Annotated in this window: 21 protein-coding genes; 5 read left to right on the top strand and 16 right to left on the bottom strand. The window is 53.9% G+C overall.

Annotation, left to right across the window (positions count from 1 at the left end):
• Nucleotides 1-139 precede the first annotated feature (139 nt).
• The 3 genes from ABD796_RS15655 to ABD796_RS15645 all read right to left on the bottom strand — a co-directional run bounded on the left by ABD796_RS15655 (nt 140) and on the right by ABD796_RS15645 (nt 2,854).
• Complete coding sequence (locus tag ABD796_RS15655) at nt 140-658, bottom strand: DUF3231 family protein (RefSeq protein ID WP_344909086.1); 519 nt, start codon at nt 656-658, stop codon at nt 140-142.
• A gap of 158 nt (nt 659-816) precedes the next feature.
• A complete protein-coding gene (locus ABD796_RS15650; RefSeq protein ID WP_344909085.1) occupies nt 817-1,359 on the bottom strand; it encodes a DUF1003 domain-containing protein in 543 nt (180 codons plus the stop codon).
• A gap of 259 nt (nt 1,360-1,618) precedes the next feature.
• Complete coding sequence (locus ABD796_RS15645) at nt 1,619-2,854, bottom strand: APC family permease (RefSeq protein ID WP_344909084.1); 1,236 nt, start codon at nt 2,852-2,854, stop codon at nt 1,619-1,621.
• A 193-nt stretch (nt 2,855-3,047) separates the two neighbouring features.
• On the opposite strand from ABD796_RS15645, the gene ABD796_RS15640 reads away from it, so the two are divergent.
• The gene (locus ABD796_RS15640) at nt 3,048-3,998 is read left to right on the top strand and encodes a LysR family transcriptional regulator (protein ID WP_344909083.1); all 951 of its coding nucleotides are present in this window, start codon (nt 3,048-3,050) and stop codon (nt 3,996-3,998) included.
• Nucleotides 3,999-4,091: 93 nt separating this feature from the next.
• On the opposite strand, the gene ABD796_RS15635 is transcribed toward ABD796_RS15640, so the two are convergent.
• Nucleotides 4,092-5,048, bottom strand: coding sequence for a phosphotransferase enzyme family protein (locus tag ABD796_RS15635; RefSeq protein ID WP_344909082.1), 957 nt, complete (start codon nt 5,046-5,048; stop codon nt 4,092-4,094).
• Between the two features lie 444 nt (nt 5,049-5,492).
• Here ABD796_RS15635 and ABD796_RS15630 point away from each other — a divergent pair, with 444 nt between their 5' ends.
• Nucleotides 5,493-5,864 (top strand): YdcF family protein, encoded by a 372-nt coding sequence (locus ABD796_RS15630; protein WP_344909081.1) that lies wholly within the window; start codon nt 5,493-5,495, stop codon nt 5,862-5,864.
• A 68-nt stretch (nt 5,865-5,932) separates the two neighbouring features.
• On the opposite strand, the gene ABD796_RS15625 is transcribed toward ABD796_RS15630, so the two are convergent.
• Nucleotides 5,933-6,847 (bottom strand): LysR family transcriptional regulator, encoded by a 915-nt coding sequence (locus ABD796_RS15625; protein WP_344909080.1) that lies wholly within the window; start codon nt 6,845-6,847, stop codon nt 5,933-5,935.
• Nucleotides 6,848-6,945: 98 nt separating this feature from the next.
• Between ABD796_RS15625 and ABD796_RS15620 the strand changes: the two genes are divergently transcribed.
• Nucleotides 6,946-7,839, top strand: coding sequence for a DMT family transporter (locus ABD796_RS15620; RefSeq protein WP_344909079.1), 894 nt, complete (start codon nt 6,946-6,948; stop codon nt 7,837-7,839).
• Between the two features lie 205 nt (nt 7,840-8,044).
• Here ABD796_RS15620 and ABD796_RS15615 read toward each other — a convergent pair whose 3' ends face one another.
• From ABD796_RS15615 to ABD796_RS15605, 3 genes are read right to left on the bottom strand one after another with little or no spacing between them, the layout of a single operon-like run.
• Nucleotides 8,045-9,415 (bottom strand): HAMP domain-containing sensor histidine kinase, encoded by a 1,371-nt coding sequence (locus ABD796_RS15615; RefSeq protein ID WP_344909078.1) that lies wholly within the window; start codon nt 9,413-9,415, stop codon nt 8,045-8,047.
• Complete coding sequence (locus ABD796_RS15610; protein WP_344909077.1) at nt 9,412-10,086, bottom strand: response regulator transcription factor; 675 nt, start codon at nt 10,084-10,086, stop codon at nt 9,412-9,414. The genes ABD796_RS15615 and ABD796_RS15610 overlap by 4 nt, the downstream gene beginning before the upstream one ends.
• Nucleotides 10,087-10,115: 29 nt before the next feature.
• On the bottom strand, nt 10,116-12,062 hold the full coding sequence (locus ABD796_RS15605; protein WP_344909076.1) for a serine hydrolase domain-containing protein: 1,947 nt from the start codon (nt 12,060-12,062) through the stop codon (nt 10,116-10,118).
• 319 nt (nt 12,063-12,381) lie between these two features.
• On the opposite strand from ABD796_RS15605, the gene ABD796_RS15600 reads away from it, so the two are divergent.
• Entirely contained in the window at nt 12,382-13,755 is a 1,374-nt protein-coding gene (locus ABD796_RS15600) for an MFS transporter (RefSeq protein WP_344909075.1), read from the top strand.
• Nucleotides 13,756-14,452: 697 nt separating this feature from the next.
• Here the strand turns inward: ABD796_RS15600 and ABD796_RS15595 are convergent.
• From ABD796_RS15595 to ABD796_RS15570, 6 genes are all read right to left on the bottom strand, one after another.
• Nucleotides 14,453-17,680, bottom strand: a complete 3,228-nt coding sequence (locus tag ABD796_RS15595; protein ID WP_344909074.1) for a carbohydrate binding domain-containing protein — start codon at nt 17,678-17,680, stop codon at nt 14,453-14,455.
• Between the two features lie 104 nt (nt 17,681-17,784).
• Nucleotides 17,785-19,101, bottom strand: coding sequence for an ABC transporter substrate-binding protein (locus tag ABD796_RS15590; RefSeq protein WP_344909073.1), 1,317 nt, complete (start codon nt 19,099-19,101; stop codon nt 17,785-17,787).
• Nucleotides 19,102-19,343: 242 nt separating this feature from the next.
• Nucleotides 19,344-20,342 carry a LacI family DNA-binding transcriptional regulator gene (locus ABD796_RS15585; protein WP_344909072.1) on the bottom strand — a complete coding sequence of 333 codons (999 nt, stop codon included), beginning with the start codon at nt 20,340-20,342 and terminating at the stop codon, nt 19,344-19,346.
• A gap of 255 nt (nt 20,343-20,597) precedes the next feature.
• Nucleotides 20,598-21,203 carry a pentapeptide repeat-containing protein gene (locus tag ABD796_RS15580; protein ID WP_344909071.1) on the bottom strand — a complete coding sequence of 202 codons (606 nt, stop codon included), beginning with the start codon at nt 21,201-21,203 and terminating at the stop codon, nt 20,598-20,600.
• A 20-nt stretch (nt 21,204-21,223) separates the two neighbouring features.
• Nucleotides 21,224-21,871 carry a pentapeptide repeat-containing protein gene (locus ABD796_RS15575; protein ID WP_344909070.1) on the bottom strand — a complete coding sequence of 216 codons (648 nt, stop codon included), beginning with the start codon at nt 21,869-21,871 and terminating at the stop codon, nt 21,224-21,226.
• 193 nt (nt 21,872-22,064) lie between these two features.
• Nucleotides 22,065-22,886: an AraC family transcriptional regulator gene (locus ABD796_RS15570; protein ID WP_344909069.1), complete on the bottom strand. Its 822-nt coding sequence runs from the start codon at nt 22,884-22,886 to the stop codon at nt 22,065-22,067.
• Nucleotides 22,887-23,016: 130 nt separating this feature from the next.
• Here ABD796_RS15570 and ABD796_RS15565 point away from each other — a divergent pair, with 130 nt between their 5' ends.
• A complete protein-coding gene (locus ABD796_RS15565) occupies nt 23,017-23,844 on the top strand; it encodes a phytanoyl-CoA dioxygenase family protein (RefSeq protein WP_344909068.1) in 828 nt (275 codons plus the stop codon).
• Between the two features lie 140 nt (nt 23,845-23,984).
• On the opposite strand, the gene ABD796_RS15560 is transcribed toward ABD796_RS15565, so the two are convergent.
• Both ABD796_RS15560 and pdxR read right to left on the bottom strand, forming a co-directional pair.
• A complete protein-coding gene (locus ABD796_RS15560; protein WP_344909067.1) occupies nt 23,985-25,034 on the bottom strand; it encodes an ABC transporter substrate-binding protein in 1,050 nt (349 codons plus the stop codon).
• 100 nt (nt 25,035-25,134) lie between these two features.
• Nucleotides 25,135-26,553 (bottom strand): MocR-like pyridoxine biosynthesis transcription factor PdxR, encoded by a 1,419-nt coding sequence (gene pdxR / locus ABD796_RS15555; RefSeq protein WP_344909066.1) that lies wholly within the window; start codon nt 26,551-26,553, stop codon nt 25,135-25,137.
• Nucleotides 26,554-26,571 lie beyond the last annotated feature (18 nt).

Below are 26,571 nucleotides of genomic sequence, written 5' to 3'. Positions count from 1 at the left end.
ACTTGTTCCTGTTATTTAGCATAATGGGGTATTGTTATCGCAGTATTAACGAGAAGTCCAGATTTTGTAAAACTGGACCTTCCAAAGCTTGCGCGTTTGGAAGGCCCTTGCCCAAATCCTATAGAAGCGTCGGTCCGCCTTATGCTTCCACCGGCTCAAATTGCTGCCGGTTAAGCGGAGGCGGCGTCATCCATCCCTTATTTTTGTTCAATCGGAGCAGTCGCAGACCGATTATGGCCTTGGCGGCATGAAATTTGGCAAACAGCGCGCCGACGTCCTCGCGCATGCTGGAGCCCATGGCTTGGCTGCAGGCGGCGAGACCGACCGCGTGATCCGTGGAGATGACGGTGGCGATCTCCGCGTCGGTGAAGCGGGCTCCGACCGGAATGGCTTCCGGGTTCGCCCTGGGCTTCTCCGGCAATGTAGGGGACGGGACGATCCCGTTATCGACAAGCAGCCGGTCGCAATCCTGATGCTCCTTCCTGGCTTGATCGGCCAAATCCTCCAGCAGCTTGACGAGCTCCTTATCGCCGGCATGATTCAAATATGTCTGGTAGCAGGAGACCGCGTTTTTGGCGTTCGACGACATGCTCCACAAAAAAAAGACTTCGCCCTCATGCAGCGGCTCGTGCTTAGGATTTCCGCTCAAAATACCCATGATCTTGTTCCTCCCTGAAATAGATTCCATCGGGTATAGAATAACCTATTGGGTATTTCGCTATGCTGCGTTTTTGATAATGATCGGTAAATGCGTACCGCTTTGGCCGGCAGGAAGAAGAGAACGTCGTTCTTGATTAACTGGCATCAGGGCAAACTTCACCGTCTGCTTTTCTCCTCGCGAACGAGCAGATGTTCCAGACGGATGAGCTTCTCTTCCATACGGCGAACGGCCTGCTGGAGCTCTCTGTTTTCTTCCTCGGCCTTGAAATTGATCGCAAAATCCATAATGGCATCCTGCTTGTCTTTTTTCTGCTGCCTGTTCTGGCTCATCAAAATAATCGGGGCTTGAAACCCTGCCGTGAAAGATAAAATCAGATTAAGCAAAATAAACGGCTCCGGGTCAAAATGAAAAGTGAAGCTGAGCATATTCCACACAATCCACGAGGCAAGGAAAACAGCCATCCATATAATAAAGGTCCAGCTTCCCCCGAAGGATGCCACTTGATCCGCCAGACGCTCCGACCATTTGATACGCTTGTTATCTTCAATATCGAGTTGGCTTTTAATACTGCCCTTGTATTCCTTAACCATGTACTGAACTCTTTTGATATGTTCGCTGCTAAGCTCGTCCGGATCGATCTCTTCAATGATTAACGATTCGTCCATTTCGGTCGTTTTGACTTTGTTTTCTTCCTTCAAAGCAGGCAACCTCCTCGTCGAGTCCATTTCATTAGACTGTATTCACTACAAGTTAAGTACCCGATGCCGTCTGATTTTAAACTCAAGCACACCAAAGATCAGGAACGAGCTTATCGAGTTTTACGGGAAATATATAAATCTTGAAAACAAAAACGGCGTGCAAAATGGGTTACCCCATCTGTACGCCATTTGATAGTACACCTTTTTGATATCGAGCTTCCCTCTTCCGTTCCTTCCCCCTGGACTCTCTCTCCCCTCTCTAGCGCCGGCTCCGGTTTGCAGCCCACTGCCTGCACCCATAATAGAAAGCCAAAATACCCATGAGAAGCAGCGTCGCGATCGAGGAATGAAGCAACAGCATGGCGATGAAAACGATGGCGAGCAAGAGGCCGCTTATCCGGATGAACATGTTGCGGACGAGCACGATTCCCGCCCCGATGCCGATCAGCGTATGTATCGTCAAGAAACTGTTCGCGAACGCCACAAGCTTTTCCAAATGAAATACGTCTGCCTGTACGAGCAGAAGAACGAAGAAATTCAATATAAAAATAACGATAACCGCCGCAAAAGGAACGTTGGTTTTGGTGCGTTTGCCAAGCAGCTGCGGGAGCACCTTCTCCTTCGCTAATGAGGCCACCAGCCTCGATATGCCTCCGACATACAAAAAATAAGTCGAACAGCACAAAAACAAGGCCAAAAGCGCAATGACAAGATGGCTCCAATGGCCGAACAGCGTGTAAACGACGGCCGTGACGGTCAATTCGCCCTTCCACACTTCGCTTAGATCGGTCCACTGAATCGCCGCCGCGACTACGAGATAGACCAGCGAAATCGCCGCCATGCTGATAAGGATCGCTTTCGCGATCGTTTTCTTGGGCTCGATGACATCGGCGCTGTAGTTGCCGATAACCTCCCAGCCAAAAATAGCCCAAAACAACAACAAGAGCGCATAGCTGAAATCGCCAAGATCGAAGCTGCCGGTTATGACCATCGGCTTCGGGTAGTCCAGCAGGCTCTTGACGCCGCCCGCGAATAACACGACAGCGCACAAGATGGACATGGCAAACGCAAGCTTGCCAAGCAGATCGATGCGAGCCAGCAGCAGTGCTATGCAGACCGGCAAAACGATATAACTGACCGTGAGCGCCGAAATCCCGCTCAGCTTCTCCATATATTGCCCGGCCGTCAACAACACCGCGGACGCTCCGAACGTTACGCCAATAATGAGATAAAACGCCGCCAGACGCTTCACGTAAACGCCGAATACATGCTCGATGGCATTGGTCGTGCCTCCGTCGCCCGGGAATTGCATGCTGAGAAACCCGAACAGAAACGCGACGAGACAGCTGATGACGATAATGGCAATCCAGGCCAAAATGGCCCAATCGCCGGCAATGCCGTATACAATCGGTGGCAGAATGAATATCCCCGATCCCAGGACGGGGCCGATGATCAAGCCGCTCAGGGCGACTGGCCCCATTTTATCCGATCTCATTGTATGACGTCCCCCTGCGCGAAGCTTGGCTTCCTTTTCCATAAAGCCGTACATTCAAGCATTATACCTCGTTCGCACCTGGCGCGATACAACAAGAAATAGCCCGTTCGTTATCGGTTTTACCGATAACCAATTGATCCGGTCTCCCGAACTCGCTAAGATAGAGCTAACGATTCGCAGGGGGGACTCAAGCATGACGCTTCAACAAATGAAATATGCGGCGGAAGTGGCTCGGTGCCGTTCGATCAACCGGGCGGCCAGCAAACTGTTCGTCTCCCAGTCCAGCATCAGCAGCGCCATCAAAGAGCTGGAGTCGGAGCTGCATATTACCCTCTTCAAGCGGAGCAACCAAGGGGTGGAATTAACGCCGGAAGGGCGACAATTTCTCAGCTACGCCAACTCGCTGATCGAGCGCCATGCGTACATCGAGAGTGTGTACGCGTCCAAGCAGGTAGAGCCGGAGCTGCAGTTTTCGGTTTCGACGCAGCGATATCCGTTTGCAGTCGACGCCTTCGTGCGGCTCGTGAACGAGATTCGCGATCCCCGGTTTAATCTGACGATCCGGGAAACGAGCATGGACAAAGTGATCGACGATGTGTACACGGCGGTTTCCGATCTGGGCGTTATTTTCACCTCCAATGCGACCGAGAAAATCATCAAGCGATTTTTGCAAGCGCGGAGCATGGAATTTCATCTGATCAAGAAAATCCAGCCATGCGTTTACGTTCGAAAGGGACATCCGTTGTCCGGCAAAGCTTCGGTAAAAGCAGAGGAACTCGCCCGCTACATTTATATGGCGTTCGAGCACAAGCAAGGGGAATCGATCGATTTCTCGGAAGAATTCAATTTCATTGCCGACCGTCACCCCGATAAAGTGATCGTGGTGAACGACCGGGCGACAGCGGTGAACATCGTATGCAATACCGACGCCGTCTCCACCGGAAGCGGACTTCTGGTAGAGGAGTTCATGGACGGGCGCATGATGTCCATTCCTCTGGAGGACTACGGCGACAGGATGAAGCTGGGCTGGATCAAGCTGAAGAACCGCCATCTGAGCGCGGAAGCGGAACGGTTCGTGGACATGCTGCACGACTCGATCGAGAACGCCCTCTCGTTCACCCGGAAGGTGCGATCGCAGGTTTAGCGCGAACGCCCTGAATGCCAAATAGCCGAACGATTCCCGGGAACGTTATCCCGAACATCGCTCGGCTATTGCTGCGGCCTTACTCTCCCTCCGTCAGTTACGAAGCGGGAGCGGCATTTCTTGCAGCTCCTTGACCAGGCTGTTCAAAGCATCCGCCCGTTCATGCGCCTGTTGGGGGTCGTGGATCAACTGCTCGCTCCACTCCCATATATCCTCCAGCCGGCGCCGGCCCTGATAAAACTGCAAAAGATGCGGGTTGAGCGCAAATTCGGGATGACGCCGGCGATACGCGCCCAGAAAAGCCTCAATGTACGGCTCGTCCGCCACAAACATCAAATCGGCCTCCACCGGCGCGAGCCGCAATCCTTCCCAGTCGATCAGGATCAGCTTCCCGTCGGATACCATGAGGTTCCAGTTATGCAGGTCGGTGTGGCACAATGCGTATCGTAAAGGCTGGTCCTTCCACTCGCGAGACAATCGGTCGACGGTATCGATCAGGGCGGACAACGGCCGGACATAGGAGCGCAAGACTTCGGCGACGTCCGTCGGGACATTCGGGTATCTTCCGTCCAGAACCTGCTTGAGCGGCTCAAGAAAGGGAACCGCAAAATCCTCTTTTATCCGCTTTGCAGGTACCGGTACTTCTTCCCCGTAAGCATGAAGCTCTGCGACAATGTCCGCCAATTGCGCCACTTGATCGTCCGTTAACTCTGCCGGCCCGATCGTATCCCCTTCTATATAAGCATAAAGCAAAAAAATCCCTTCTTCGTTCTCGCACCGGTACCCGCCGCTTTTAGTTGGAAGCGGCTCGGGAATTTTTCCTTGTAACGCACTATGCTCTTGGAGCCATAGCAGCAGCGGAACGTAATCGTCGATCAGCGCGGTCCATTTCGGCGTGGACGCCCTGCTTTTCTCGTATATCTTCAAAAAATAGGTTTGGCCTTCGGCAATGACTTTGTAGGCCAGAGCCGCCCAGCCGCCCTTCTGCGGAGAAAGGTGCGACACTTTCAGCCCGTAGTGCCGCTGCACGATTTCCTTGATCTCGTTCATAGTTCCCCCCAATGGCGCTCTGCCGGATTGTTATCCTTATAAAGTTAAACCCGAACATGGCAATCCCTGCCTGCCCGAAACAGTTTCCGGACAATTCGTCAAAAGCCCATGTCCGGCCGTTATCGGAGCTGCTCTTGATCTATACAGTACCGGTTACATTGGCTTCCTTGCTGAGCAATAGCGGGATTCGCTTTGGCGTCATACCCCGCTGATCCCGGAATGGCGTTATCCTTCCAACTCTTCCCCATTTCGTCGCTGTCGAGCACATGCAGTGAAGAGGAGCGCCCCTCTGCGAAGCCGTAAATGATAGCCGTCTTCTCCTCCGAGATATAGAAGCCCGTGTCGTTTTCGCCCCTATCATCGTTTCATCAGGATATACCCATACATCGCAGCACAAGGTTATGGTAAGTTACCAGAAGAAGCTTCTAAAGGGAGGGCGTTCCAATGTCAAATCCGTTCGATTGCATTACGCAGCTTATCTTTGTCGAAACCGTAATAGAACCTGCTGATGTCATACTGATCCCCGGAGCAAGTCAACCTCAATTGATGGAAAAAGCCGCCGCGCTGTACCATTGCAAACTGGCTCCTATTCTTCTGCCATCGGGCGGTGCCACTCCTCATGTGAAAACGACGGAATGGGAGTTTTTGCGCGATATAGGACTGTCTCTAGGCGTTCCCGTAATTGATCGGACTGGAATTACGAAAGACAACTGGTTTCTGGAGGAGGATAAGATCAAACGCGTCATGACGGAGGTCGAAAAGATCGGGAGCTATTTTGGCCAGCATATTCTCTCCTGGACACGGAATACCGACTAAACTCCATTTCGAAACTGGGCTTTCAATTCCTACCGCGACAAGGGAGGACACGGATACGCGTCATCGCTCTACGTTCCACCTTTACCATTCGGATCGTTGGAGCCCGGCAAGCCGTGCGGCGGGAACAAGTCGAGCGTGGTCCGGATAAACAGCTTGACCGCGTGGGAGGATTCAGCGATGGAAGGCACCGCGAGCCGAATGTCGCGATAGGCTTCAGGATCAAGCTCCCGCTTGACAAGCCGGGAAGGGAGCGTCTTCAGCGCGAGCTCGGAAAGTATCGGAAAGCCGAGGCCTTCCTCTGCCATGTGGAGAGCCATATTGACGCTCTGAACGATGTATTTCGATTGCAAGTGGGCTTCCGCCCGCTCGAACAGGTCGACGATGGGCGACTCGTATCCCGCTTTGCACATAATGATAGGCTCCATAGACAGCCGTTTGACGGGGATGACGGGTAAGCTGCTTAACGGATGATCCTCGCGAAGCACCGCGAACATATTCTCGCGATAGAGTGGAACCGTCTCCCAGTCTCCATCCGGCGGAATGAGAAACGCTACGTCGATTACCCTCGACTCCAGCCAGCTTCTCAGCTCGTCGATGTTCCCTTCGTGCAGCTCGAACTCGATGCCCGGATGCTTCTTGGCAATGTCGCCAATAATCCGCGGAAGGAAGTGGGCGGCGGCCACGGGAAAAGCCCCGACGCGGATCGTGCCGACCTGAAGCCCTTTTTCGTCGGCCACGGCTTGATCTATCTTGGCGAACGTGCCGAGAATTTCACGGAACAGCAGGAGAATGCGCTTGCCCGCTTCGGTTACTTGCACGCCGCTGCGGCGATCGCGGAGAAGCAAAGGAACATCCAGCTCCGATTCCAGCGATGAGATCGCGCGACTGACCGCCGGCTGCGTCATATTCAGCTCAAGGCCCGCTTTCGTAAAACTTCCCGTCTCCGCGATTTTGACGAACAGCTTGATTTGCGTATTGGTCATAACGTGAATGATATGCCCCCCATAAGAAACATTTATTTTCATCATGTCAGGAAATAGTGTATCATTCAGTTTGACTCTTTAACAAGGAGAAACCTCTTATGTCAGAAGCTGCAGCACTATCCCGTAAGCAACTCCTATTCTATTTATTGTTCCTGATACTGATGTGGGGGATCAATTGGCCTTTGACGAAATACGCGCTGGAATTCTCGCCGCCGCTTCTGTTCGCCGGCCTTCGAACGCTGATCGGCGGGACTCTGCTCCTCGTCGTCGCGCTTCCTCGCTGGAGGAAGCTTCGGTTTCGGGAGACATGGCCGTATTATTTGTGCTCGGCCTTTCTAAGCATCGTTTTCTACTACGGCTTCCAAACCGTCGGCCTTCAATACATGCCCGCCGGCTTGTTCTCGGCCATCGTATTCCTGCAGCCGGTGCTGCTCGGCTTGTTTGCTTGGATGTGGCTTGGGGAGAAGATGTACACCCGGAAAATGATCGGCTTGCTGCTCGGCTTCGCCGGAGTGGCCGCGATGAGCATCGGCGGATTGACGGGAGGCGTTTCCTTCATCGGCATCCTGCTGGCCTTGGCATCCGCGCTAAGTTGGGCTCTCGGGACTGTCTACATCAAGCGCCAATCGGCCAAGGTCGACTCGTTGTGGTTGACCGCTATGCAGATCCTGATCGGCGGCGGCGTCATGACGGCGTATGGCTCGACTGTGGAGAGCTGGTCGGAGGTCCGATGGACCGGGGCATTCCTGTATGACACGCTGTTCATTTCCGTCTTCGTCATCGCCCTGGGCTGGCTCGTCTACTTCAAGCTGATCGCCTCGGGCGAGGCGTCGAAGGTCGGATCGTTCACCTTCCTCATCCCGGTCGTGTCCATCATCTGCAGCGTCCTGTTCCTGAACGAACGGCTGACGGTGAACCTGCTCGCGGGAATGGCGCTCATCGTCGCCAGCATCCTGCTCGTGAACGCGAGGCCGAGGCGGCTCTCGAGATAGGGATGTCCGGGAATTAGTGGTAATGAACATGGGGTTTAATAAGAACCGGCAATCCGAGATGAATCCATCTAATCATCCGCATTTACATTGAAGCAGTCTGAGAAAGGCCGATAGTTCCGAACGGAAACGCTAAACGAGGCAATGCCGCCTATTCGCTCGAACGATTCGTCGCGCCCCAACCCAACTGGCAAGCGGACTCGAACCTCTACAGCATCCCCCCGCCCCCGCCCGGCTTATTGGGCAAATGAACAACCACTGTCGTGCCGCTCCCCAACCGGCTATCGATCCCGATCGTTCCGCCGTGCAGGGTCACGATTTTTTTCGCGATGGCGAGCCCCAGGCCGTTGCCTCCCGCATTGCGATTGCGGGAAGGGTCTGTCTTGTAGAAACGTTCGAACACGTGGCCAAGATGCTCGGGCGCTATGCCGATCCCCGAGTCGTCAATCCGGAAGCAGATTTCTTTCGGAGTCCGGGTCAGGCTTATTTCAATACGCCCGCCGTCCGGCGTAAACTTGATGCTGTTGCCGAGCACATTCATCCACACCTGGTTCATCTGGTCCCGGTCCGCGGTAATTTTGACCGCATCGGCGAGCTCCAGCTCGATGGACAATCCTTTGACCGACCATTGGGGCTCGCACGTCACGACGACTTGCCTGATCTGCTCGTCGAGATTGTAGTTCGCCGCGTGGAACGGATGGTGTTGCGAATCGAGCGAAGCGAGGTTCAGCAAATGATCGCTCAGCCTGGACAGCCGCTCGCTCTCTGCGAGAATGATGTCCAAGTAATAGTTGCGATCGCTCTCCGCTACCAGATCGCCATGCTTCATAGCGATGGCGAACCCGGATATAGACGTTAACGGCGTCTGAATTTCATGAGAAACGTTGGATACGAAATCTTGCCGCATCTGCTCGAACTGCTTAAGCTCGCTTGCCATTTCGTTAAAGCTTTGGGTCAATTCGCCTATTTCATCCGCACGTTTCGTTTGGATCGCCACCTCGAAGTCGCCCTTCGCCAGCCGCTTGGTCGCCCGCGTCAACGCTTGAACGGGCTTCACCAAATATCTGGCGGCAATCAGAATGCAGAGGCTGCCGATGACCAGAACCAGCAGCAGAACGAACCCTATCATCCGGTTCATCACGTTTTCGTTCTGCGGGGAAAACTGCATAAACATGGCATGAGGCTGTCCGTCGTACGAAAACGGGACGCCGATATACGCGATATCGCCGGAAGAACGGTAAACGCCTCCCTCCAGTACTTGCCGTACCGCTTCGGGCCCGATTTGAATGCTTTTTGTACCTTTCAATCCGTAGTACGCAACCTGGCCGGACAATCCGTACATATGAATCGGGTAGGCGGATAATTTCACCATACTGGCCAAAAACGCCTCGCGGTCAGCGGGCTTCAACTGCTCGTAAAGACGAATGACCTCCTCGCCTGCCGCTATCATATCGTTTTGACCCGTTTGGTTAATCTCTTTCTTGAATACAAACAGCCCGATATAAAAGGAGACGATCAGGCTGAAAAGAATAACCGCCAAAAAGGTGCAAATGACGCGAACGTATAAGGTTTTGATCATGGAACGACCAGCCTGTACCCGAGGCTGCGGGCCGTTTCGATCTGGAAATGGCGAGAATCGCCGGCGAACCGCTCCCTTAGCCGTTTAATATGAACATCGACGGTGCGGTCGTCGCCTTCGTAATCGAGACCCCATATATGCGCAATCAGTTCTTCTCGGGTAAAAATCTGACCCGGGTGATTGGCCAGCTTGAATAGCAGCTCGAACTCCTTTAGCGGCAGATTCAGTATCTCTTCCCCTCGGATCACTTGAAAGTTGCGGCGGTTCAATACGATGCCGTTCAATTGGATGATCTGTGAGGATACGATCAAATACCGTTTCAGCAGCGCTTTTACGCGCAGCACCAGTTCCAGCGGGTTGAACGGCTTCGTCAAGTAATCGTCCGTCCCGAGCTGGAAGCCTTTCACCTTTTGACCCGGTTCGCCCTTGACCGTCACCATCAGGACAGGAATATCCGAATTCAGCCGTTTGATCTCTTGGCATAATGCCCATCCATCCATCTTCGGCATCATGATGTCGAGAATTACCAGATCGATTCTCGATGCTTCCATGATCGCTAGTGCTTCCATCCCGTCGCTCGCTGTCACGATGTCAAACCCTTCATTGCGCAAAAACAACGTGATAAGTTCCCGAATGCGGTCATCGTCATCCGCGACTAAAATTTTGGTCATCGCGAGCCTCCCGAACGGGCGGTTTGGGCTTACCCAAAATGCCACCCCAATAAGTTCCAATGATAGAAAAACAAGCTGGTGCCTGCTGCCGATAACGCTACAAGCGTATAATGCACGCGACCCGGCAGCGTCCAATAGCGGCGGACCCATCCCAGTATACATAAACCGATCAAGACAATTGTTAGTCCGACAAGCACTAACGGCATAACAAGGTAAAGGTGCAGCGATAACGGGATGCCGCTAAGCCGTTCCATCGTGTCCATGCCCAAGACGATAACGACCGTAGCGACGCAAGTGGCCAATGCCCAGCCGGAGGCAACCGCCGATAGCACTATGGCCCGCTTCTGCGGTTTCGGCATCGTCTTGATCCGGCGTCTGCAAACAACAAGCGCCGACAGCGCGCTAAGAAACAATATCCCCGAAATACCGAGTAAAGCATACCAGAATTGAGAGCGATCAAGCAAAGGCGTCCGTTCGAGCGGCATATACGAAAGAAAATCCAAAGCCATATGGGTGACCTTTCCCGACGAATCGGTGCGGAACCCGATCTGGTGCGCGCCTCCTACTTCCTGAAACAAATTCGGACCGATGGGTGCATACAGCTGTTGCTCGGCGCCGCTTCCCAAGGATAACCGGTTGCCCGATGCCTTGATGTTAAACTGCGACATCATGCTGAAAAACTTATCTATATGCGAATGGTTCCTTCGCGTGAACTGATAAGACCCGGCGTATTTCTCCACGTCCTTCTCTAGCTCGGCCGATACCGGCGGGACGGAGCCTTCTCGCACCGGAAAATAACGGTCGAAAAAAGCTTTCGACAACCCTTCCGAGGCCGCTCCCCCATCGCCGCCGCTATAGGATACGAAAAGGCCGATTTGCTGCTCCGGTACGAGATACAGTTCGGTAATGAATAGCGGATCAGCGCCCCCATGGGAAATGACGCGCTGCCCGTTCATGTTTAGCTCGTAGAAGCCGAGATCCATGCCCGGCAGACGCGGATCGAACTGAAAAGCGGGCGAATGCATCAATCTCGCCGTTTCCGGTTTCAGGATTCGGTTGCTGCCATATTGTCCGTTCTGCAGATGGGCGATCATGAACCGGGCCATGTCCAGCGCTGAGACCGTACCCGAACCGGCGGGACGAAACCCGCCCTCGTAGGTAGCCGGTTTGGTCGCGAATCGACCGTTCTCCCATGAGTAACCCGTTACCGCAAAAGGCTGCAAACGAGCCGGGACCGGCTCGTGGACAGTCGCGTATTTCATGCCGAGCGTATCGAAGATATGGGTTTGAACGTAATCATTATAAGAAAGACCGCTAACCTCTTCGACAATCAGCCCGGCCAACGAAGCGCCGTAATTGGAATAAGCGGCCATCTCGCCCGGAGGCCGAACGCGCTTCAGCATATGCTTAGCAAGCGTATCCGAGATCGAGCCCGGCAATTTTTGAGAGTCTGTCGTAATTTGATAGCCTACGCCTCCTTCTTCAAACCCGGCGGTATGGGTCATAAGGTGGCGCATCGTAATCGGCTGGGGATACGTTTGGGGAATGGTCAACGTCTTTAAATAAGTATTGACGTCGGCATCCAGATCGATCTTGCCCTGCTCGACCAGTTGCATGACGGCCGTCCACGTAAATAGCTTCGTGGTGGAAGCGATCCGGAACAGACTTGTTTCCGGGTCTACGGGCTTGCTTACGGCGATATCGGAATGCCCGTATCCTTTCGCGAACAGCGGCTTCCCGTCCTTGACGATTGAGATAACGGCGCCAGGGATGGTAAAGCTGTCCATATGCGTTTTCATGATATCATCGATAAATGCGCTAAGCGCGGTCGCATCGTTTAAATCCGCCGCTCCCCGCTCCGGAGTCGACGACACCGGCGCAGCGGCCCGGGTTTGGGGCGCGAACATCCACGCTCCGCCGAACAGCAGCGTGAGCAATGCGATCAAAGCGACTACTTTTTTAATTAAGGGTGACATGACAAGCCTCCAGCATTCCGGTATTTTGATTGCCAAGTCGCGACTGTAAGTAAAAGGTACCATATTAGTATGAACGGAGAGTGAACATCCTACCAGGCCTTCCATCGGACTATCAAACACGTTGAACACGTGCAAGGAATGCGGCTTACATCATGCAGTGGGCTATGCTATAATAGCTTTGTTTTATTTTTACATTTTTATCAGGAGGTTTTCTTCTATGCGGCAAATGATCATGACAAAAGGGTACACCTTAAGGGGATAACGCATCAATGACCCTATAAACTGCGGCTCCCCTTCCTGGTAAAGGGGTACGGAGCAAGTGCAACATCATAAACCAATCTATTCATCCCAATTCATCTTCTGGCTGAGCTTGTTGACGTTTTTCAGCGTCATGAACGAAACGATGTTTAACGTTTCCTTGCCGGATATTGCAGCTGCGTTTCAAATTGCGCCTTCGGCGGCCAATTGGACCAGCACCTGCTTCTCGCTTTCCTTCGCTATCGGCGTGGTCGTGTATGCCCGAATATTGGAATATACGGGGATGCGAAAGCTGCTGTTGTTCGGCATGCTCACCTATGGCTTTGGTTCGATCGTGGGGCTGCTCTGTCATTCCTGGTATCCGGGCGTGCTCGCGGGGCGCTTTTTGCAAGGAGCCGGCGCTGCGGCTGTTCCATCGCTCATTATGGTCATGATCGTCAAGGTCGTCGAGCCGGACAGACAGGGCAAGGCATTCGGCCTGATCGGCTCCGTGGTTGCTTTCGGAGAAGGGCTGGGTCCGGTCATCGGAGGCGGAATCTCCGGGTATATGCACTGGTCCTTGTTATTTGCGCCGCCGCTGCTTGCGCTGCTGGCCCTTCCTTTCGTTCTCCGCACGCTGCCCGGCGAGACTGCGGACAAACCTTCAGACAACAAAAGCTTCGATCTTGCGGGGGCGGTGCTGCTGTCCGGCGGCATCCTGGCGTTTGCGCTGTTCATGACGCTGTTCCACTGGCTGTACTTGGCGGCAAGCCTCGTGCTATTCGCGCTTCTTGCGCTGCATACCCGACGGCGGCAAGCCCCGTTTCTGGAGCCTTTCCTGTTTCGGAACAAAAGGTATATCGCCGGTGTGCTCAATGGGGCTTTGCTGCTCGGAACGGTCGCCGGTTTTATCGCCATGGTGCCTTATCTGATGAGAGCGGTATACCAGATGCCGACCGGCCTGATCGGAAGCGCCATTTTGTTCCCGGGCACGCTTAGCGTCATTCTGTTCGGTATGCTCGGAGGAATGCTGGCAGATCGCCGGGGGCATACAGTCACGATGCTGACCGGGCTCGGCATGGTTGCCGCCGGTTTTCTGATCGTCCTGTTCTTTGCGGACCGCGCGTCGTGGCTCATTGCAGGCGTCATGATCTTGACGTTCGGCGGACTTTCGTTTGTCAAAACCGTCGTCTCGGCCAGCGTGGCCCGAACGCTGAATCCGGACGAAGCGGGCTCCGGCATGGGCATGCTCAACTTTGCCTGCTTCCTGGCGGAAGGGATCGGCATTGCCGGCGTGGGCGGAATGCTGACCCGGCCGTGGCTGAGCTCCCCTCTGCTCTCGACGGTAACCGCTCCGGCGGGCGGGCTTTACAGCAATATGATGCTCGTTTTTATCGCGCTCTTGGCGTGCGGAGGCATTCTGTTCGCCGTATCGTATCCGCGGAATCGTCCGTAATACACGGCTCGGGCCGCTCCTGGATTCATGAATGACAGAAGCAAAGCTTCCGACATCCAATGCCGTTCTGGAGGTCAAAACCCAATTTAGTGGACAGTTATGAAAAACCCTATTAAACAAGCTGGCACCGGTACTCTACCGGAGTCAGCTTGTTTAATTTAATTTTCTTTGTGGTCTGTGAGGGTTGTAGAAATAGATGAAATGGACGCGAAGATGAAGGGCCAGTGGGCCTCTTCGTCCCTAACGTCTTATGAAACATGAAGAGATTTGTATGGTTTTTCACACAAGTTGTCTCCAAAGCGATTCCAATTCATGCCTGTTGTGCGAAAAATCGTACAAAAAGCAAGACGCGGCATTCAAAAAGCGAAAATTTGTACGGTATTCACTCGTCATTGCCTGGAAGAGACCGTTTCCTGTGTGAAATATCGTACAAAGCGGCGGCCTTCCTTCCAACGACCTTCTCTCCCTGTGCGCTCCAGTCAACATTGTCATGGATCAAGCGCTGATTTCGGTTTTGAGCCAGGCTTTATCTTGGAGCTGCTTTAAAAAAGTATCCGCTAGACAACGGGTTAGCGTCTAGCGGCGTCGCCATCATTGAGGTGTATCGAAATAAACATACCAGCGCGCATAGCGCGCTGGTGCTGTGCAATTGGACATTGCAGAAATAGCAGCCTTACTTTCAGATTCTCGCTTGGTACTACGGCAGCTCGTGAACCTCAATGTCATCGACCCAGGCCGGTCCGTTGGTCTGCTGGTCCATCTTGAAGTAGACAGCGACTTGCCTCGTCTGCGGCTGCGCAGTAAAGGTTGTCTGCACCTGGACCCAGTCTCCGTGCGGCACCGCCTCCGCCCAATCGTACTGCACAGACGCGCCGGTCGCATCAATTTGCCGGATGCCCAGCTCCACGGCCCCGGAGGTCGAACCGTTCTTCACCCACCCGGACAACGTATACTGCCGCCCTGACGTAACCGGCATTTCTCTGCCTACGCCCGTGTTGATGACATTCCAGCTGTTGCTTACGTCCGGGTTCAGTTTGGCCGACGCCGATCCGCTGCGAGCCGTCGTGCGATCCCACACGCCCACACGCATATGCCAACCGTCCGGGATACCCGGATCAGTAGCTTTGGCTGTTTCGAAGCCCCCGTTGTACACCTTGTTCGTATCAATACGGATCGTCAGCGGCAGATAACCATAGACCGCATCATTTACCTTGGGTACAACCGACAGTGTATAGACGCCCCGCGTCACGCTTGGAACAATCGCATTCCCCTGCACCGTCCTCGTCTCTCGCCCGGAGAGCGTTACCGCTTCCGCCAATTCGGCCGTCAAGCCGCCAGTGACCGTCCGAGCCAACTCCACAGTGATCGGTTCGGCCGAGCCGTTCTTAAGCTCAATCGCGAACGGATAAGCACCGCTTTTCTTTGTATCGATCGATTCCGGTGTCAGCTTTGCCTCAAGCAGCGGCACAATCCGAAGCGTGCGATCGGCAGTAAAATGGAGCGGCGTACCGTGATGATGGAAGTAGACCGAAGTAGAGACCGTATAGGAACCCGGTAAAACAGAATGCGGGATGACGATCGTCTCCGAGTCGGAGGCTGTAGCTTCGCTTGCGACAGAACCAACCTCCCTCTCCGTCGGCGCGATCCCGAATACGTCCGGCCAGTCAATGCGCAGCCAGGGTTCGACAGCCGCAGCGCCGCTGTTACGTATGTGCACATGTACAGTCGCCGTCTCCCCCGACACCTTCGCTGCGGCGAACGGCTGTATCTCCACTCGCATGGTCGATCTCGCGATCGGCAGCAATCTCTCATACAGATCATCCAGCAGCGCGAGCAGCAATTCCCGTTTGCCCTCCAGCACAGTATCGTTTTGCCCTTCGACCCATGACTTCAAAATGACCGTGTCGTTTAAGGCTTGGCTGGCCATGCCCGCCACCATGTCCATGTCCGGAACCGCAGCGGTCAACGCTTGCTGTATGGATTCCAGGCTAGTCGACAAATCGCCGGCTTCCTGCTGCCAATGCGTATGCGACAGCAGAACTTCTCCATCCAACATCGCTTGGATTGCCTTTTGAACATCGGACTGAAACGGGGTGATTCGGTAAACGAGCACCTGCTCGGGTCCAAGCTCGACGGTCAGTTCCTCGTCCCAGCTTTCCCACTCCCCGGGCTCGTCTCCGAACAGCAACCGAATCCGGTTGCCCGTATCGGCCAGCGGGATTTCCGCCGACTGCGCCGTTTTCGTCACATTGATCGCAATCGCGAATTGATCGCCGCCCTTGCTCCATACCCCCCATTGCACCGTCGAACCGATCTGTTCGGTTGTCTTGCTGCCATATGTCGCCAGATCGGCAATCAGCGGCAATTCGTCCTTGAAGGAGGTCAGTCCCGGCCACAGCTCGGATTCGCTCAGCTTCCAGCCCGGATCGTTGATCGAGTAATAGCCGAGCCCCCGGCTGCCGGCCAGCAACGCCTGATACGCCATATTGCGCACTTGACCGATCGTCGGCAAATAGTTCCAGGTCGTCGGTTCAGGGTAGCGGAAGGTTTGCAAGATCGTCCATACCGGCTTGACGCCGTCCGTATCCTGAATCACCTTGCGCACACCATTCCCGACTGAAGCAAGCGACCGGGGGTACGAAGTGCTGTATGGATACACATCCGTTACAAGGATGTCCGTCGCCTGGCCTGTCGAGCGGTAGGCGTACGCCTCGGATTCGACCATATAGGTTGGATGATCCGGGTCGATGGCACGGATTCGTTTGTATGCCTCCAGCAGCTCCCACTGGGGAATGCCGTTCGCAGCCGGTTCATCCATAATCATCCAGCCAAGCAGAGCCGGATGGGTTTTGAAACGGGCGACCATCTGCTCGGTCAAGGAAAAGCTTTCCTTTACTTTCAAATTGTAATAAAGCGGTTGCAATACCTTAAGGCCATTCGCCTGCGCTGTGTCAAGCAGTGTCTGCACTGTCTCCTCGCTGGAGGTGTTCACGCCTTGGATGGTATTGACTCCGATCTGCTGTATGTACGGAAGATCGTTCAACTCCGCATGGTAGGCGATCATCGGGAAAAAGGGCTGGCTGTTCACCAGAATCGGCCCGTTGTCCGGCACCGTCGTCGGGCGATTCCAGCGGTAAATGGTCTTCTCCGCAAGTTCGATCGTCTGGTTGGCCGCGTTCTTCAACTCCGCCGACAACCGGTACGGCTGACCGATCGCCAGTACATTCGGCTGGAAAGATACAGTTAGCTCCGATGCGGCGGTCATGTCCGTCTGTTCGAATACGACTGCGCTGTCGGACTCCCTCACAAGCCGGACATCCGCTTTTTTGCCTGCAAGCACCCCATCGGTCGGTCGAAGCGATACCTGAACGCTGCCGGTCTCCGCATCCGGATAATAATAGATTTGATTCGGCGCCAGGATAATTTGCGGCGCGTGCTCCGACTTTATAACGGAAGCGTCATCAAAGTACACAGTGCCGGTACCGTACAGCCGCAAATAGACATACATGTATTTCGCATGGGACGGCGCCTTTATTTCATATTCAAGCTCGTGCCACTGCCCGTCAAGACCGGAGGTCGGAGCGCCATGCGTGAATCCGGTTAGCGCCGCCTGCGGCGTAGGGGCATAGGACGAGTAGAACTCAATCTTGTAGCCGGGCGTGCCAATGACGCCGAGCGCCTTGTAAAAAGACGAGATCGTATACGTCGCCCCTTCCTCCACAGGCACCGGCTGCACCACATAGGGATTGCCTGCTGTATCGGTTTCTATTGCAATGCCGTAGCTACCCGTCTTGGATGCCGCAGCATCCACTCGCACGATGCCGTTCCATGTGTTTCCATATGGAATCCATGGCATGGCGGCTGCCGCGCTCACCGTTTCAAATCCGCCGTTCTCTAGCAAATTGTGTGTGGACTCAGCTAACACTTGCTTGCCCTCCCTCGGTAGTATCGAACATGTCAAACACAATGTCAGCAGCATGGAACACCAGATTTTGGCGCTTTTTATACTCATTCCAGTTGCCACCCGCTTCACTTATTTTTTTTCATTTGAATCTCCGCTTCGATTGCACGATTAGATGCCTCTTCCGCTTGACGCAGCGCAGTGTTGATGTCCAGCGTACCGTCCATAATACTTTTCGCTGCATTGTTCAGCGGAACATTTGTAAGTCCATCGTAGGTGGTCGGCTGGTACGGCGGCGCAAATGCACTTTTGAACACGGCTTCAATATTTTTTCCCTTCATCGACTTCATGTTCGCCCCGTACTTGTTCTTAATCGCCTCGGAGCTGAGGGCAGTAAACCGTCCATTCTCCGTTATTTTCGTCTGTATGCTATCATCCGTCAGCAGTTGGATAACCTGGAGTACCTCCTCCTTGTGCTTGCTTAGCCTAGATATCCCCAAAAAATGACCGGTGGATTGGAAGCTTGTATTCGGCCGCTCGGGAAAGCTGGGAAATTGCGTCACGTCCCAATTGAACTGTTCCGGAGTTCCATGCAGCTTTTCCAGGGCGGCAAACCTCGCATCATAGCTCGCCACCAATGGAAGTGTTTGCGTTTTCAAAAAATCATCCAACGTCGCGCCTTTATTGCCGGGAATCGAATGAATCCCTTGAATGACCTCGGCAACCTTTTTCCAGCCGTCCGTCAGAAACAACGACTTGTTCGTCACAGGATCAACACGAGGCAATGTTAGCTGGGTCGCGATCTCTCCCATCGAGCTCGTAAACAGCGCCTTGTATTGAACGCCGTTTTCGCTGCGGGCAAACCGCGTTCCTAATGTAATAATGTCTTGCCAGGTCATGCCTGCCTTCGGATATGGCACGCCGAAGCGGTCGAACAGATCCTTATTGTAGAAGGTCGCCAGGAAATTCAGCGAGAACGGAAGCGCATACAAGTTCTCGCTCTCTCCAAAAACGCGTGATGTTTGCAAGGCGGAGGGATCAAACCGATCCAGTCTTATGCCGGCTTTCTGCAGGTACGGAGTAAGGTCCTCCGCTGTCCCTAAATCCCGATGCACCTTGATCTGGTACATCGTCATAAGCATAAAATCAGGAAAGCTTCCAGCTGTGATCATTTCGCTCAGCCCGGCGTCGCTTTTCGTATTGCGCACGAGCTCCACCGTAATGTGCGGATACTTGGCTTTCACCGGCGCAGCGATGAAATTGGCAAATTCCTCGTCCGAGATCGTCGCCACATCCTGCAGCATGTACAGCGTAATCGGATCTTTCGGCTTGGAATCTGTATCGTTCGGGACGCCGCCCCCTCTATCGCTCCCCGTTTCCCCGCATCCGGCTAACAGCAGCGCGACCAAGCCCACAGACAGAATCGAACGTTTCATCTGTACCATTTGACCTCTCCTTTTCTCCTTTAAAACCTGCATCGATTTCTTGGAAAAGCGCTTTTGAAAAGAAATAAATGGAATCGCTTTCAAAACACTTTCTACAAGTGATCTTCTACAACGGATCTTCTACAATGGAGTCCTCCTTCCAAGCTCGGATTTAGAACACGTGTACAATAATAAAGGCCGTTATTACGAGTTAATAATAGCACACGTGTTCAAAAAAAGTAAAGCCATCCCATAAAAATCATTTACAGGATGGGCGGTGCAACCGACTGACGCACGACAAGCCGAGTTTTGAGCTCTTCATTCCGCCACTCTCGAGCCTGCCCCTTCACATTCCCGCTATGCCCGGTCAGCATCGCAAGCGCCAGCTCCGCCAGTGCTTGCAGCGACGGTCCTATCGTGGTCAGCGGCACCTCGAACATTTGCAGCTCCGGCACGTCGTCGTAAACGATAAGCGACAGTTCGTCGGGAATTCGTATTTTGCGCTGACGCAGCAGTTTCGCCATTTGAAAAAATACGCTTTGGCCTTCCAGCACAAATGCCGTGGGCCGGTTTGAATCGTCCAGCAGCTCGGATACCGTCCGATTATGAAAAATTTCCGTCTCGGGCTGCGTGTTGACAGGTATGAGATACTCCCGGCGAAGCTCCAGCTTGCAGTCCACGAGCCCTTCGGTAAAACCGACCAGCTTGTCGCTTGTCTCCCCGATAAAACCGATTTGCGTATGCCCCAGCGCGGCCAAATGCTTAACCGCCTCATTCACGCCGTGCCGTCGATCGATTTTCAGCAAATGGGTATCCGCTTCTTCTCCTCCGCCCATCAGCAGCATGTCTCCTTTGAACAGCTGCTTCTGCTTCAAAAACTCAGCCGAAGGCACCCAGTCGGGACCTGCCCAATAAATGACATGGTCGACGAACTGTTGATTCAGCGTCTGCATCGCTTTAACCGGATCATCCAGCGACAGCAGCACGCTGAATCCCTTTTTCGCAGCTTCATTCCGTATTTGAATGAACAAATTGTAAAAAAGCATCGAGTCGATCGCCGGCCAAATGACGCCGATGCAGTTCGATTTCCGCTCGGCCAGCCGTCTGGCGGCCAAATTCGGCACATAATCGAGCTCCTCGGCAATTTGCAGGATTCGCCTTCTTGTCTCCTCGTTGACGCCGGGATCGTCATTCAGCGCCCGGGATACGGTCGGATGACTGACACCGGCCATTCTGGCGATGTCTTTAATGGTTACTTTCACGATGAGGAACAGCTCCTTTGTTTCGCTTCCTCCTGATTATAATACACGTGTGCAATAATAGTAAACGAGAGCGCTTCTTGTCAGATGCGTTGGCCGCCGCATCTCGCAGAAATGCGGTCGCCGAATTCGGGCGCCAACCCATAGCGAAAAGCACCTCCTACCATTTTTAACGGTCATTAACACCTGGGTGTTTTACCAATGTCCATTAGAAGGGGTGCAGTTCACTGGAGTCGGAGGCTTTATCCCGTTTATCCTTTAATCCACTTTCGCCCCGTAAGAACGCAAAAAGACAACGGCCTGAGAGCTATCCATTCGAGCTCCCTTAACGTCAAACGACTTAAAATCGACGCCACTCATGATCGCTCCGCGCAAGTCTGCTCCGCGCAGCGTTGTTTTGGCCAGATTGGCTCTGGTTAAGTCGCAATTCCTCAGATCGGAATTTTCCAAATTAGCTTCATAGAGATCCGCTTCGAAAAAACGGATGTTCCTTAAATCTTGTTTGTTTAATCTTACTTGCCGGAGGTTCGTATAGGACCAATCCCCGTTCGTTAACGTGATGCCGTCCAATTTCGCATTTGAAAAGTCGGATCCTACCATTTTGCAATCGATGAATTTGGCTACGAAAAGGTTAGCTTCCATAAAATTGCAGTTTTCAAAAGCTGAACCCGTATGATTGGAAGCATTCAGCATCGCGCCATGAAAATTGCATTGTTCGAACCGGCAGCTGTTTGTATAGGTTTCCTCCATGGAAGTATGGGTAAATTGGCATCCCTTAAACGTACAGCGAAGATAATCACCGTCCCTTAGATCTTGTCCGTTAAATCGAATGGCTTCGAAATGTTGATCGACATACTGCCCCATCGTTGCGTACCTCCATGTACCTATTTAATAATCAAGCCCAAAAGACCGATGAACGAAGAGGCCTGCTGCTCTGAAATCATACAGCCGTTCAAGTCTTCGATCTCCACATTCAATCCGTCGAATCGACAGTCGCTCAGATCGATCCCTTCCAGCTTGGTGCCTGTAAAAACAGCCTGATCGATATGGCAAGCGGTAAAAAACATTTTTTGCAACGTGGAATGACTCCAGTCGGCGCCGATCAATGAACTGTTCTCCAAAGCAGCCCGCTTGAAATGGGTAAACCGGAATGATGCGTAATCGCCTATGCATGCCATGAATCGAACGCTCTGGAAGCGGCTCCTTGTAAAGTCCGTCCCTATCAGCTTGCACTGTATGAATTCCGTCCGGTGCAGAAACGAATCGGTCAGGGAAACGTTGGAGAAATCGCATTTTTCAAACACGACGTCCGTCAGCTCGAGCCCCGTCAACGAACATTCCGTAAAGGTTGTATGCCTAAACACGAATTTCTCAAACGAAACTTTCTCGGCGTGCTGACTGTCCAGAACGATATCGCTTACGGACCCTTGACTAAAATCGTCTTTCGCCCGAAGCGAGCGTACGTCATCGTTCCTGTTTTCCAGACGGTCGGGCATTTTCGGCGGGTCAATTTTGGCTGCTCCGGCGCTCATCCTTCTCCTCCTCCAACTCGTTGGCTGCCCTTTGTACGTATATCCATTTAAACGGATTCAGCGATAAATGTATATCGGATTAGCTCAGGACAAGTCGAGTTCATCTCATCAACTCGAACGAACGTTCCTGTTCATTTTATCAAACATACGTTCCTTTTTCCAGCTTGTACTGGTCATCCTTTACGCTGCTTGTTCAGGTTTCTCCGCTCCGCTTGCAAGCAGTCGGGCTCATGCCGGTCTTCTGCTTAAATTGCCTGCTGAAAAAGTAAATGCTGTGGTACCCTAACGCCTCCGCCACCTCGCTGACGCTCATCCCTTGATATTGCAGCAAATATTCCGCGCGTTCGACTTTTTTGTCAATCAGAAACGATTCGATCGTCTGCCCCATCAGCTCCTTGAATTTTAAGGCAAAATAACGCGCCGACAGTCCGGCCTTCTCTGCCAGCTTCTCGATCGTATGACCGCCCCCCGGATTTTGGCGCACGTACGATGCCGCCTCCAGCATCGTCCGGTACAGCGCATGCTTCGTCTCCGTTTCCGTCCCCCGCCCCATACGGCTACGCCTGTCGTAGGAAAGCAGCAGCAGTCGGAGCAGAATGGCCGCCTCTTCCTCGTACCCGTATTGCTTTGTCACCATCACATGGATAAAGCGGTCGAGATCGTGCTCATGTGAAGTGTCCGAGTGGCGGTCGAATCGGACAACGCTCGGCAATTCTCCCATTAGCGCCGCCAGTCCGCAATCGGCCTTCAGCGAAAAGTGGATATACGTTACCGATAGCGGCTTTTCCGGCCGGTGACTGGCGACCGTTACATCGCCCGGGCGGAACAAATAGCAGGCGCCGCGGCTCACTTGACGGGAAACGCCGTTTAACGTCACTTCGCCGACTCCTCCCCATACGTACCAGAAGTCGTAATCGTGGAAAGGAAGCTCCGAGCGGTTCCACTTCCAATTCGGTTCGCACAGAACCTTTCCATAGGACGCATCCAGCTGAATGCCAAACGGCAGCTCCGACATACTATACGCCTCTCCTTATGTAGAATAATGCAAATAATTCAGACGGTTAATGCATTTATTTTACTAGATCGTTTATCTAAAATAAACATTAGAAAACGTAAAATAAATTAAACGATGAGGTGCGTTAACGATGACAGTGGCTAAAACCCCCGAAGAAATTTCGCGAGAGCTTTACCGCTATGATCGGCTTGCCGTCAAGCTGCCGGGCTTGTCCGCCATAGGTGACGAACAACTTGCCCAATATCACCGCGAAGGCTATCTGGCCGTGGAACATGCTCTGACCTCCGACGAAGTCCAGGCCGCTCTGGAGGGGCTGCATCATATTGTGTTTATTGACAATAAAGGGGCGAAGGTGCAGTTTTCGAAGCCTGTGGCCGAGCTGACGACGGAGAAGGAGCGGGAGCTTGCGGTCCGAAAAGTATATGATTTCGTCGATTTCGAAGAGCGGCTGAAGGCGGTCGCCTACCATCCGGGCATTATAGCTGCCGTCGAGCGGCTGCTCGGCGAACGCGCCGTTCTCGCCCAGGATATGGCTTTGCTCAAGCCTCCGCAGGGCGGCGGAGAGAAGCCGTGGCACCAGGATATGGCATACGGCGGCCTGGCGTTCGATAAAGCCGTCGTCGGCGTATGGATCGCGCTGGACGAAGCGGCGTTGGACAACGGCTGCATGCATGTCATTCCCGGTTCCCATGCCGACGGGGCGACCCCGCATTATGCGATCCGCGATTGGCAGCTTTGCGATGCGCACGTCCAGGTAGAGAAGGATGTGGCCGTGCCGCTGCAGCCGGGCGGGCTTCTGTTTTTCCATGGGCTCATGAAGCACGGCACGCCTTACAACTTGTCCTCCAAGCGTCGGCGGGCCCTGCAATTCCATTATGCGGCCGAATCCGCGGTGAAGCTCGGACCGAAGGAATACAAGCGGTTTTTCACCAACGAAATGACGAATGCCGAATGTTGATGCGCAGCATGCGTTCTTGTGAGTTGGTGGAAGCAGGGCATGCGGTGCTGCTTAACGAATTGAACTGATCGTTTAATCCATGAAGAGCCAAAACCATCCTCTCGTACGAAAGGATGGTTTTGGCGTCTGGTTTGATGCGGTTATTTTTTGAATTTTTCCGTCAGCAGCTGCGCTTGCACTTCCATCTGCTTCTCGATCGAGATGGGGTCGCCGGGCAAAAAGTCTTTGACGTTAACCTGGATCACTTTGTTCCCGGTAACCGCAGGCAGACTGCGCCATACGGGGGATCGCTTCAACTCTTCCTCCAGCTTCGCGTTGTCCCCGCCCTGCCAGTCGTATACGGTCAGGAACACGTAGTCGCTTGCGTAATCCGGCAGCGCCTCCGGCGAAATTTTCAGATAGGACGGCTCCTTGTCCATGACTGCCTCCTGCACCTTGGGAGGGGCCTTCAGCTTCAACGAATTGTACAGACTGAACGTCCCCCGGCCGAACCGGTTGCCGAAAACCATAATTTCCGACTTCGGCCATATTTCCATGATCGTAAAGGTCACGTCCGGACCGATCAGCTTCGCCAATTGCTCCCGGTATTGCGCCGCCTTCGCGTCGTACTTGGCGATCCACTGCTCCGCCTTCTCCTTCTCCCCGACAATATCGGCAATTTCCCTCAACTGGTCGGGCATCGTTTTGGAGCCGTAGCTCAAAATCACCGTAGGCGCGATTTTGGAATATTCTTCGTAATTTTTTGCGCTCTCGGCGGCGTTGTTTTGCAAAATGATCAAGTCGGGATTCATGCTGAGCGCCTTTTCCAGCGATAGCGCGTTGCCCAGGTCCTCGACCCCTTCCGTCAGCCCGAGCGGCTTCAAGAAAGACGAATCTTTGAACTGGCTCAATTGATTCGAGGTCGCCCCGAGCGGCTTGACGCCCACAGCGAACAGATGCCCCATAAACTGATTGACCAGAATCCGCTTCGGATGAGTCGGGATCGTCACCTCATGCCCGGCATAATCTTTGAATACCCGGGTTTCCGCTTCTTTCGACGGCGTTGAGGGCGAGGACGATGCCTTGCCGCTGTCGGTACTCGAAGCGGAGCCGGCATTGTTCGCGGGCGAGCTTGCACCGCAAGCGCTCAACAGCGTCGCGGACAGCACGGCGGCAGCGATCATGGCGGTCATTTTACTGAATAGTTTCATCGGTTTTTTCTGCCCCTTTATAGTGACAATGAGAATCAGTTTCAATTACGAAGTATACCTGATCCTATCGCCCCTTAACATGGACAATTGTGCTTACTTTCTATGGATTATGATGGCGTGAAATGGCCCTCCGCAGCCGGACAACCCCTTCCCGAATCAATTCGGCCGTCAATCCGCCGTACCCCATTACGATCTGGCGCTCGTGCCGGCCGGGACGCAGCGCGTAATGCTCCACGGCGTACACCTGCACTCCCTCCGCCCGGATACCCTCCAGCAGCTCCCTCGTGAACCGCGTATCCGGCAGCTCTACGACGAGATGCATGCCCGCGGATTGCCCCAAAATTTTCGCCTGCGGCAGCTCCTGCCGCAAGCTGCGTACGAGCGCTTCGCGCCGCTGTCGATATATTTTTTTCATGCGCCGGATATGGCGCTCGAAGTAACCCTCCTCCATGAAGCGGGCCAAAATCAGCTGCTCCAGCGCAGAAGTGTGCCGGTCGGCAAACCATTTGAGCCGGCGGTATTCGGGAATAAGCCGCTCGGGCAGCACGGCGTAGCCGATCCGCAGGGCGGGCGACAAAATTTTGCTGAACGTACCGACGTAGACGACCCGCTCCGGCTCCAAACCTTGCATCGAGTGAACGGCGGTGCCTTCATACGTAAATTCGCTATCGTAATCGTCCTCGACGATGTAGCAATCCCGAAGCCGGGCGTACTCGAGCAATTGAATGCGCCGTTGAATCGGCATCGTGCCGCCAAGCGGGAACTGATGGGACGGAATGACGAAAATAAAATCGGGCTTCTCGTTTGCGGGCAGCTCCTCGGGTATCATTCCCTTGTCGTCGACGGGTACCGGTAATACTGTCGAGCCCGCGTAGGTGAAAATGGCCCGCATCTCGTCCGTCACCGGGTCTTCCACGGCAACGCATCCGCTTGTTTGGCCCGACAGCAGCTCCGTAATGAGGTGCAGCGCCTGCGTGGCGCCCGAGGTTATGACGATCTGGTCGGGATGACAACGGACGCCGCGCGCTTGCAGCAAATATCGCGCCAGCACGCTGCGCAGCTCGGGCACCCCTTCGGCCCTCGTATAGCCAAACACGCGCTCCGGGGCGTCCAGGCACACTTCCTTGGCCAAGCGCCCCCATACGGTTCGCGGGAAATAGTCGGCGGCCGGATGCGCCGCGCGGAAATCGATGGCCGCGTCTTCCACACCGCTTCCTGTGCCCGCAACGGCCGAAAAGGCGTTCTTCCGTTCCGTCTCCTTGTGCCGCTCGAACGAAGAACCGGGAGCGACGTAAGTGCCTGATTGCGGGCGTCCTTCCACAAAACCTTCGGCGGCCAACCGTTCATACGCCTCCAGCACGACATTGCGCGATACGCCGATACGGGTCGCCAGCTCCCGGCTGGACGGCAGTCGTTCGCCTTCCGCCAGCTCCTGCCGCAAAATGCGCGAACGCATCTGCCCATACACTTGCGCCGTCAATGGAACGGCGGCGCTTCGGTCCACGGCAAACCATAACATCGGCGATCCCCTCTTTTC

Origin of the sequence: Paenibacillus hodogayensis (assembly GCF_039536325.1) — a bacterium.
Lineage (GTDB): Bacteria > Bacillota > Bacilli > Paenibacillales > NBRC-103111 > Paenibacillus_AB > Paenibacillus_AB hodogayensis.
Note: the sequence above shows the minus strand (reverse complement) of the source record. Positions and strands in the feature narration are given on the sequence as shown.

Bases quoted from the DNA above. Each gene is read 5' to 3' on its own strand.
- ABD796_RS15575 (WP_344909070.1), bottom strand. From the start codon at position 21,871: ATGAGCGCCGGAGCAGCCAAAATTGACCCGCCGAAAATGCCCGACCGT.
- ABD796_RS15580 (WP_344909071.1), bottom strand. From the start codon at position 21,203: ATGGGGCAGTATGTCGATCAACATTTCGAAGCCATTCGATTTAACGGA.
- ABD796_RS15615 (WP_344909078.1), bottom strand. From the start codon at position 9,415: ATGATCAAAACCTTATACGTTCGCGTCATTTGCACCTTTTTGGCGGTT.
- ABD796_RS15590 (WP_344909073.1), bottom strand. From the start codon at position 19,101: ATGGTACAGATGAAACGTTCGATTCTGTCTGTGGGCTTGGTCGCGCTG.
- ABD796_RS15570 (WP_344909069.1), bottom strand. From the start codon at position 22,886: ATGTCGGAGCTGCCGTTTGGCATTCAGCTGGATGCGTCCTATGGAAAG.
- ABD796_RS15630 (WP_344909081.1), top strand. From the start codon at position 5,493: ATGTCAAATCCGTTCGATTGCATTACGCAGCTTATCTTTGTCGAAACC.
- ABD796_RS15655 (WP_344909086.1), bottom strand. From the start codon at position 658: ATGGGTATTTTGAGCGGAAATCCTAAGCACGAGCCGCTGCATGAGGGC.
- ABD796_RS15620 (WP_344909079.1), top strand. From the start codon at position 6,946: ATGTCAGAAGCTGCAGCACTATCCCGTAAGCAACTCCTATTCTATTTA.
- ABD796_RS15645 (WP_344909084.1), bottom strand. From the start codon at position 2,854: ATGAGATCGGATAAAATGGGGCCAGTCGCCCTGAGCGGCTTGATCATC.
- ABD796_RS15565 (WP_344909068.1), top strand. From the start codon at position 23,017: ATGACAGTGGCTAAAACCCCCGAAGAAATTTCGCGAGAGCTTTACCGC.
- ABD796_RS15640 (WP_344909083.1), top strand. From the start codon at position 3,048: ATGACGCTTCAACAAATGAAATATGCGGCGGAAGTGGCTCGGTGCCGT.
- ABD796_RS15605 (WP_344909076.1), bottom strand. From the start codon at position 12,062: ATGTCACCCTTAATTAAAAAAGTAGTCGCTTTGATCGCATTGCTCACG.
- pdxR (WP_344909066.1), bottom strand. From the start codon at position 26,553: ATGTTATGGTTTGCCGTGGACCGAAGCGCCGCCGTTCCATTGACGGCG.
- ABD796_RS15635 (WP_344909082.1), bottom strand. From the start codon at position 5,048: ATGAACGAGATCAAGGAAATCGTGCAGCGGCACTACGGGCTGAAAGTG.
- ABD796_RS15560 (WP_344909067.1), bottom strand. From the start codon at position 25,034: ATGAAACTATTCAGTAAAATGACCGCCATGATCGCTGCCGCCGTGCTG.
- ABD796_RS15625 (WP_344909080.1), bottom strand. From the start codon at position 6,847: ATGACCAATACGCAAATCAAGCTGTTCGTCAAAATCGCGGAGACGGGA.
- ABD796_RS15610 (WP_344909077.1), bottom strand. From the start codon at position 10,086: ATGACCAAAATTTTAGTCGCGGATGACGATGACCGCATTCGGGAACTT.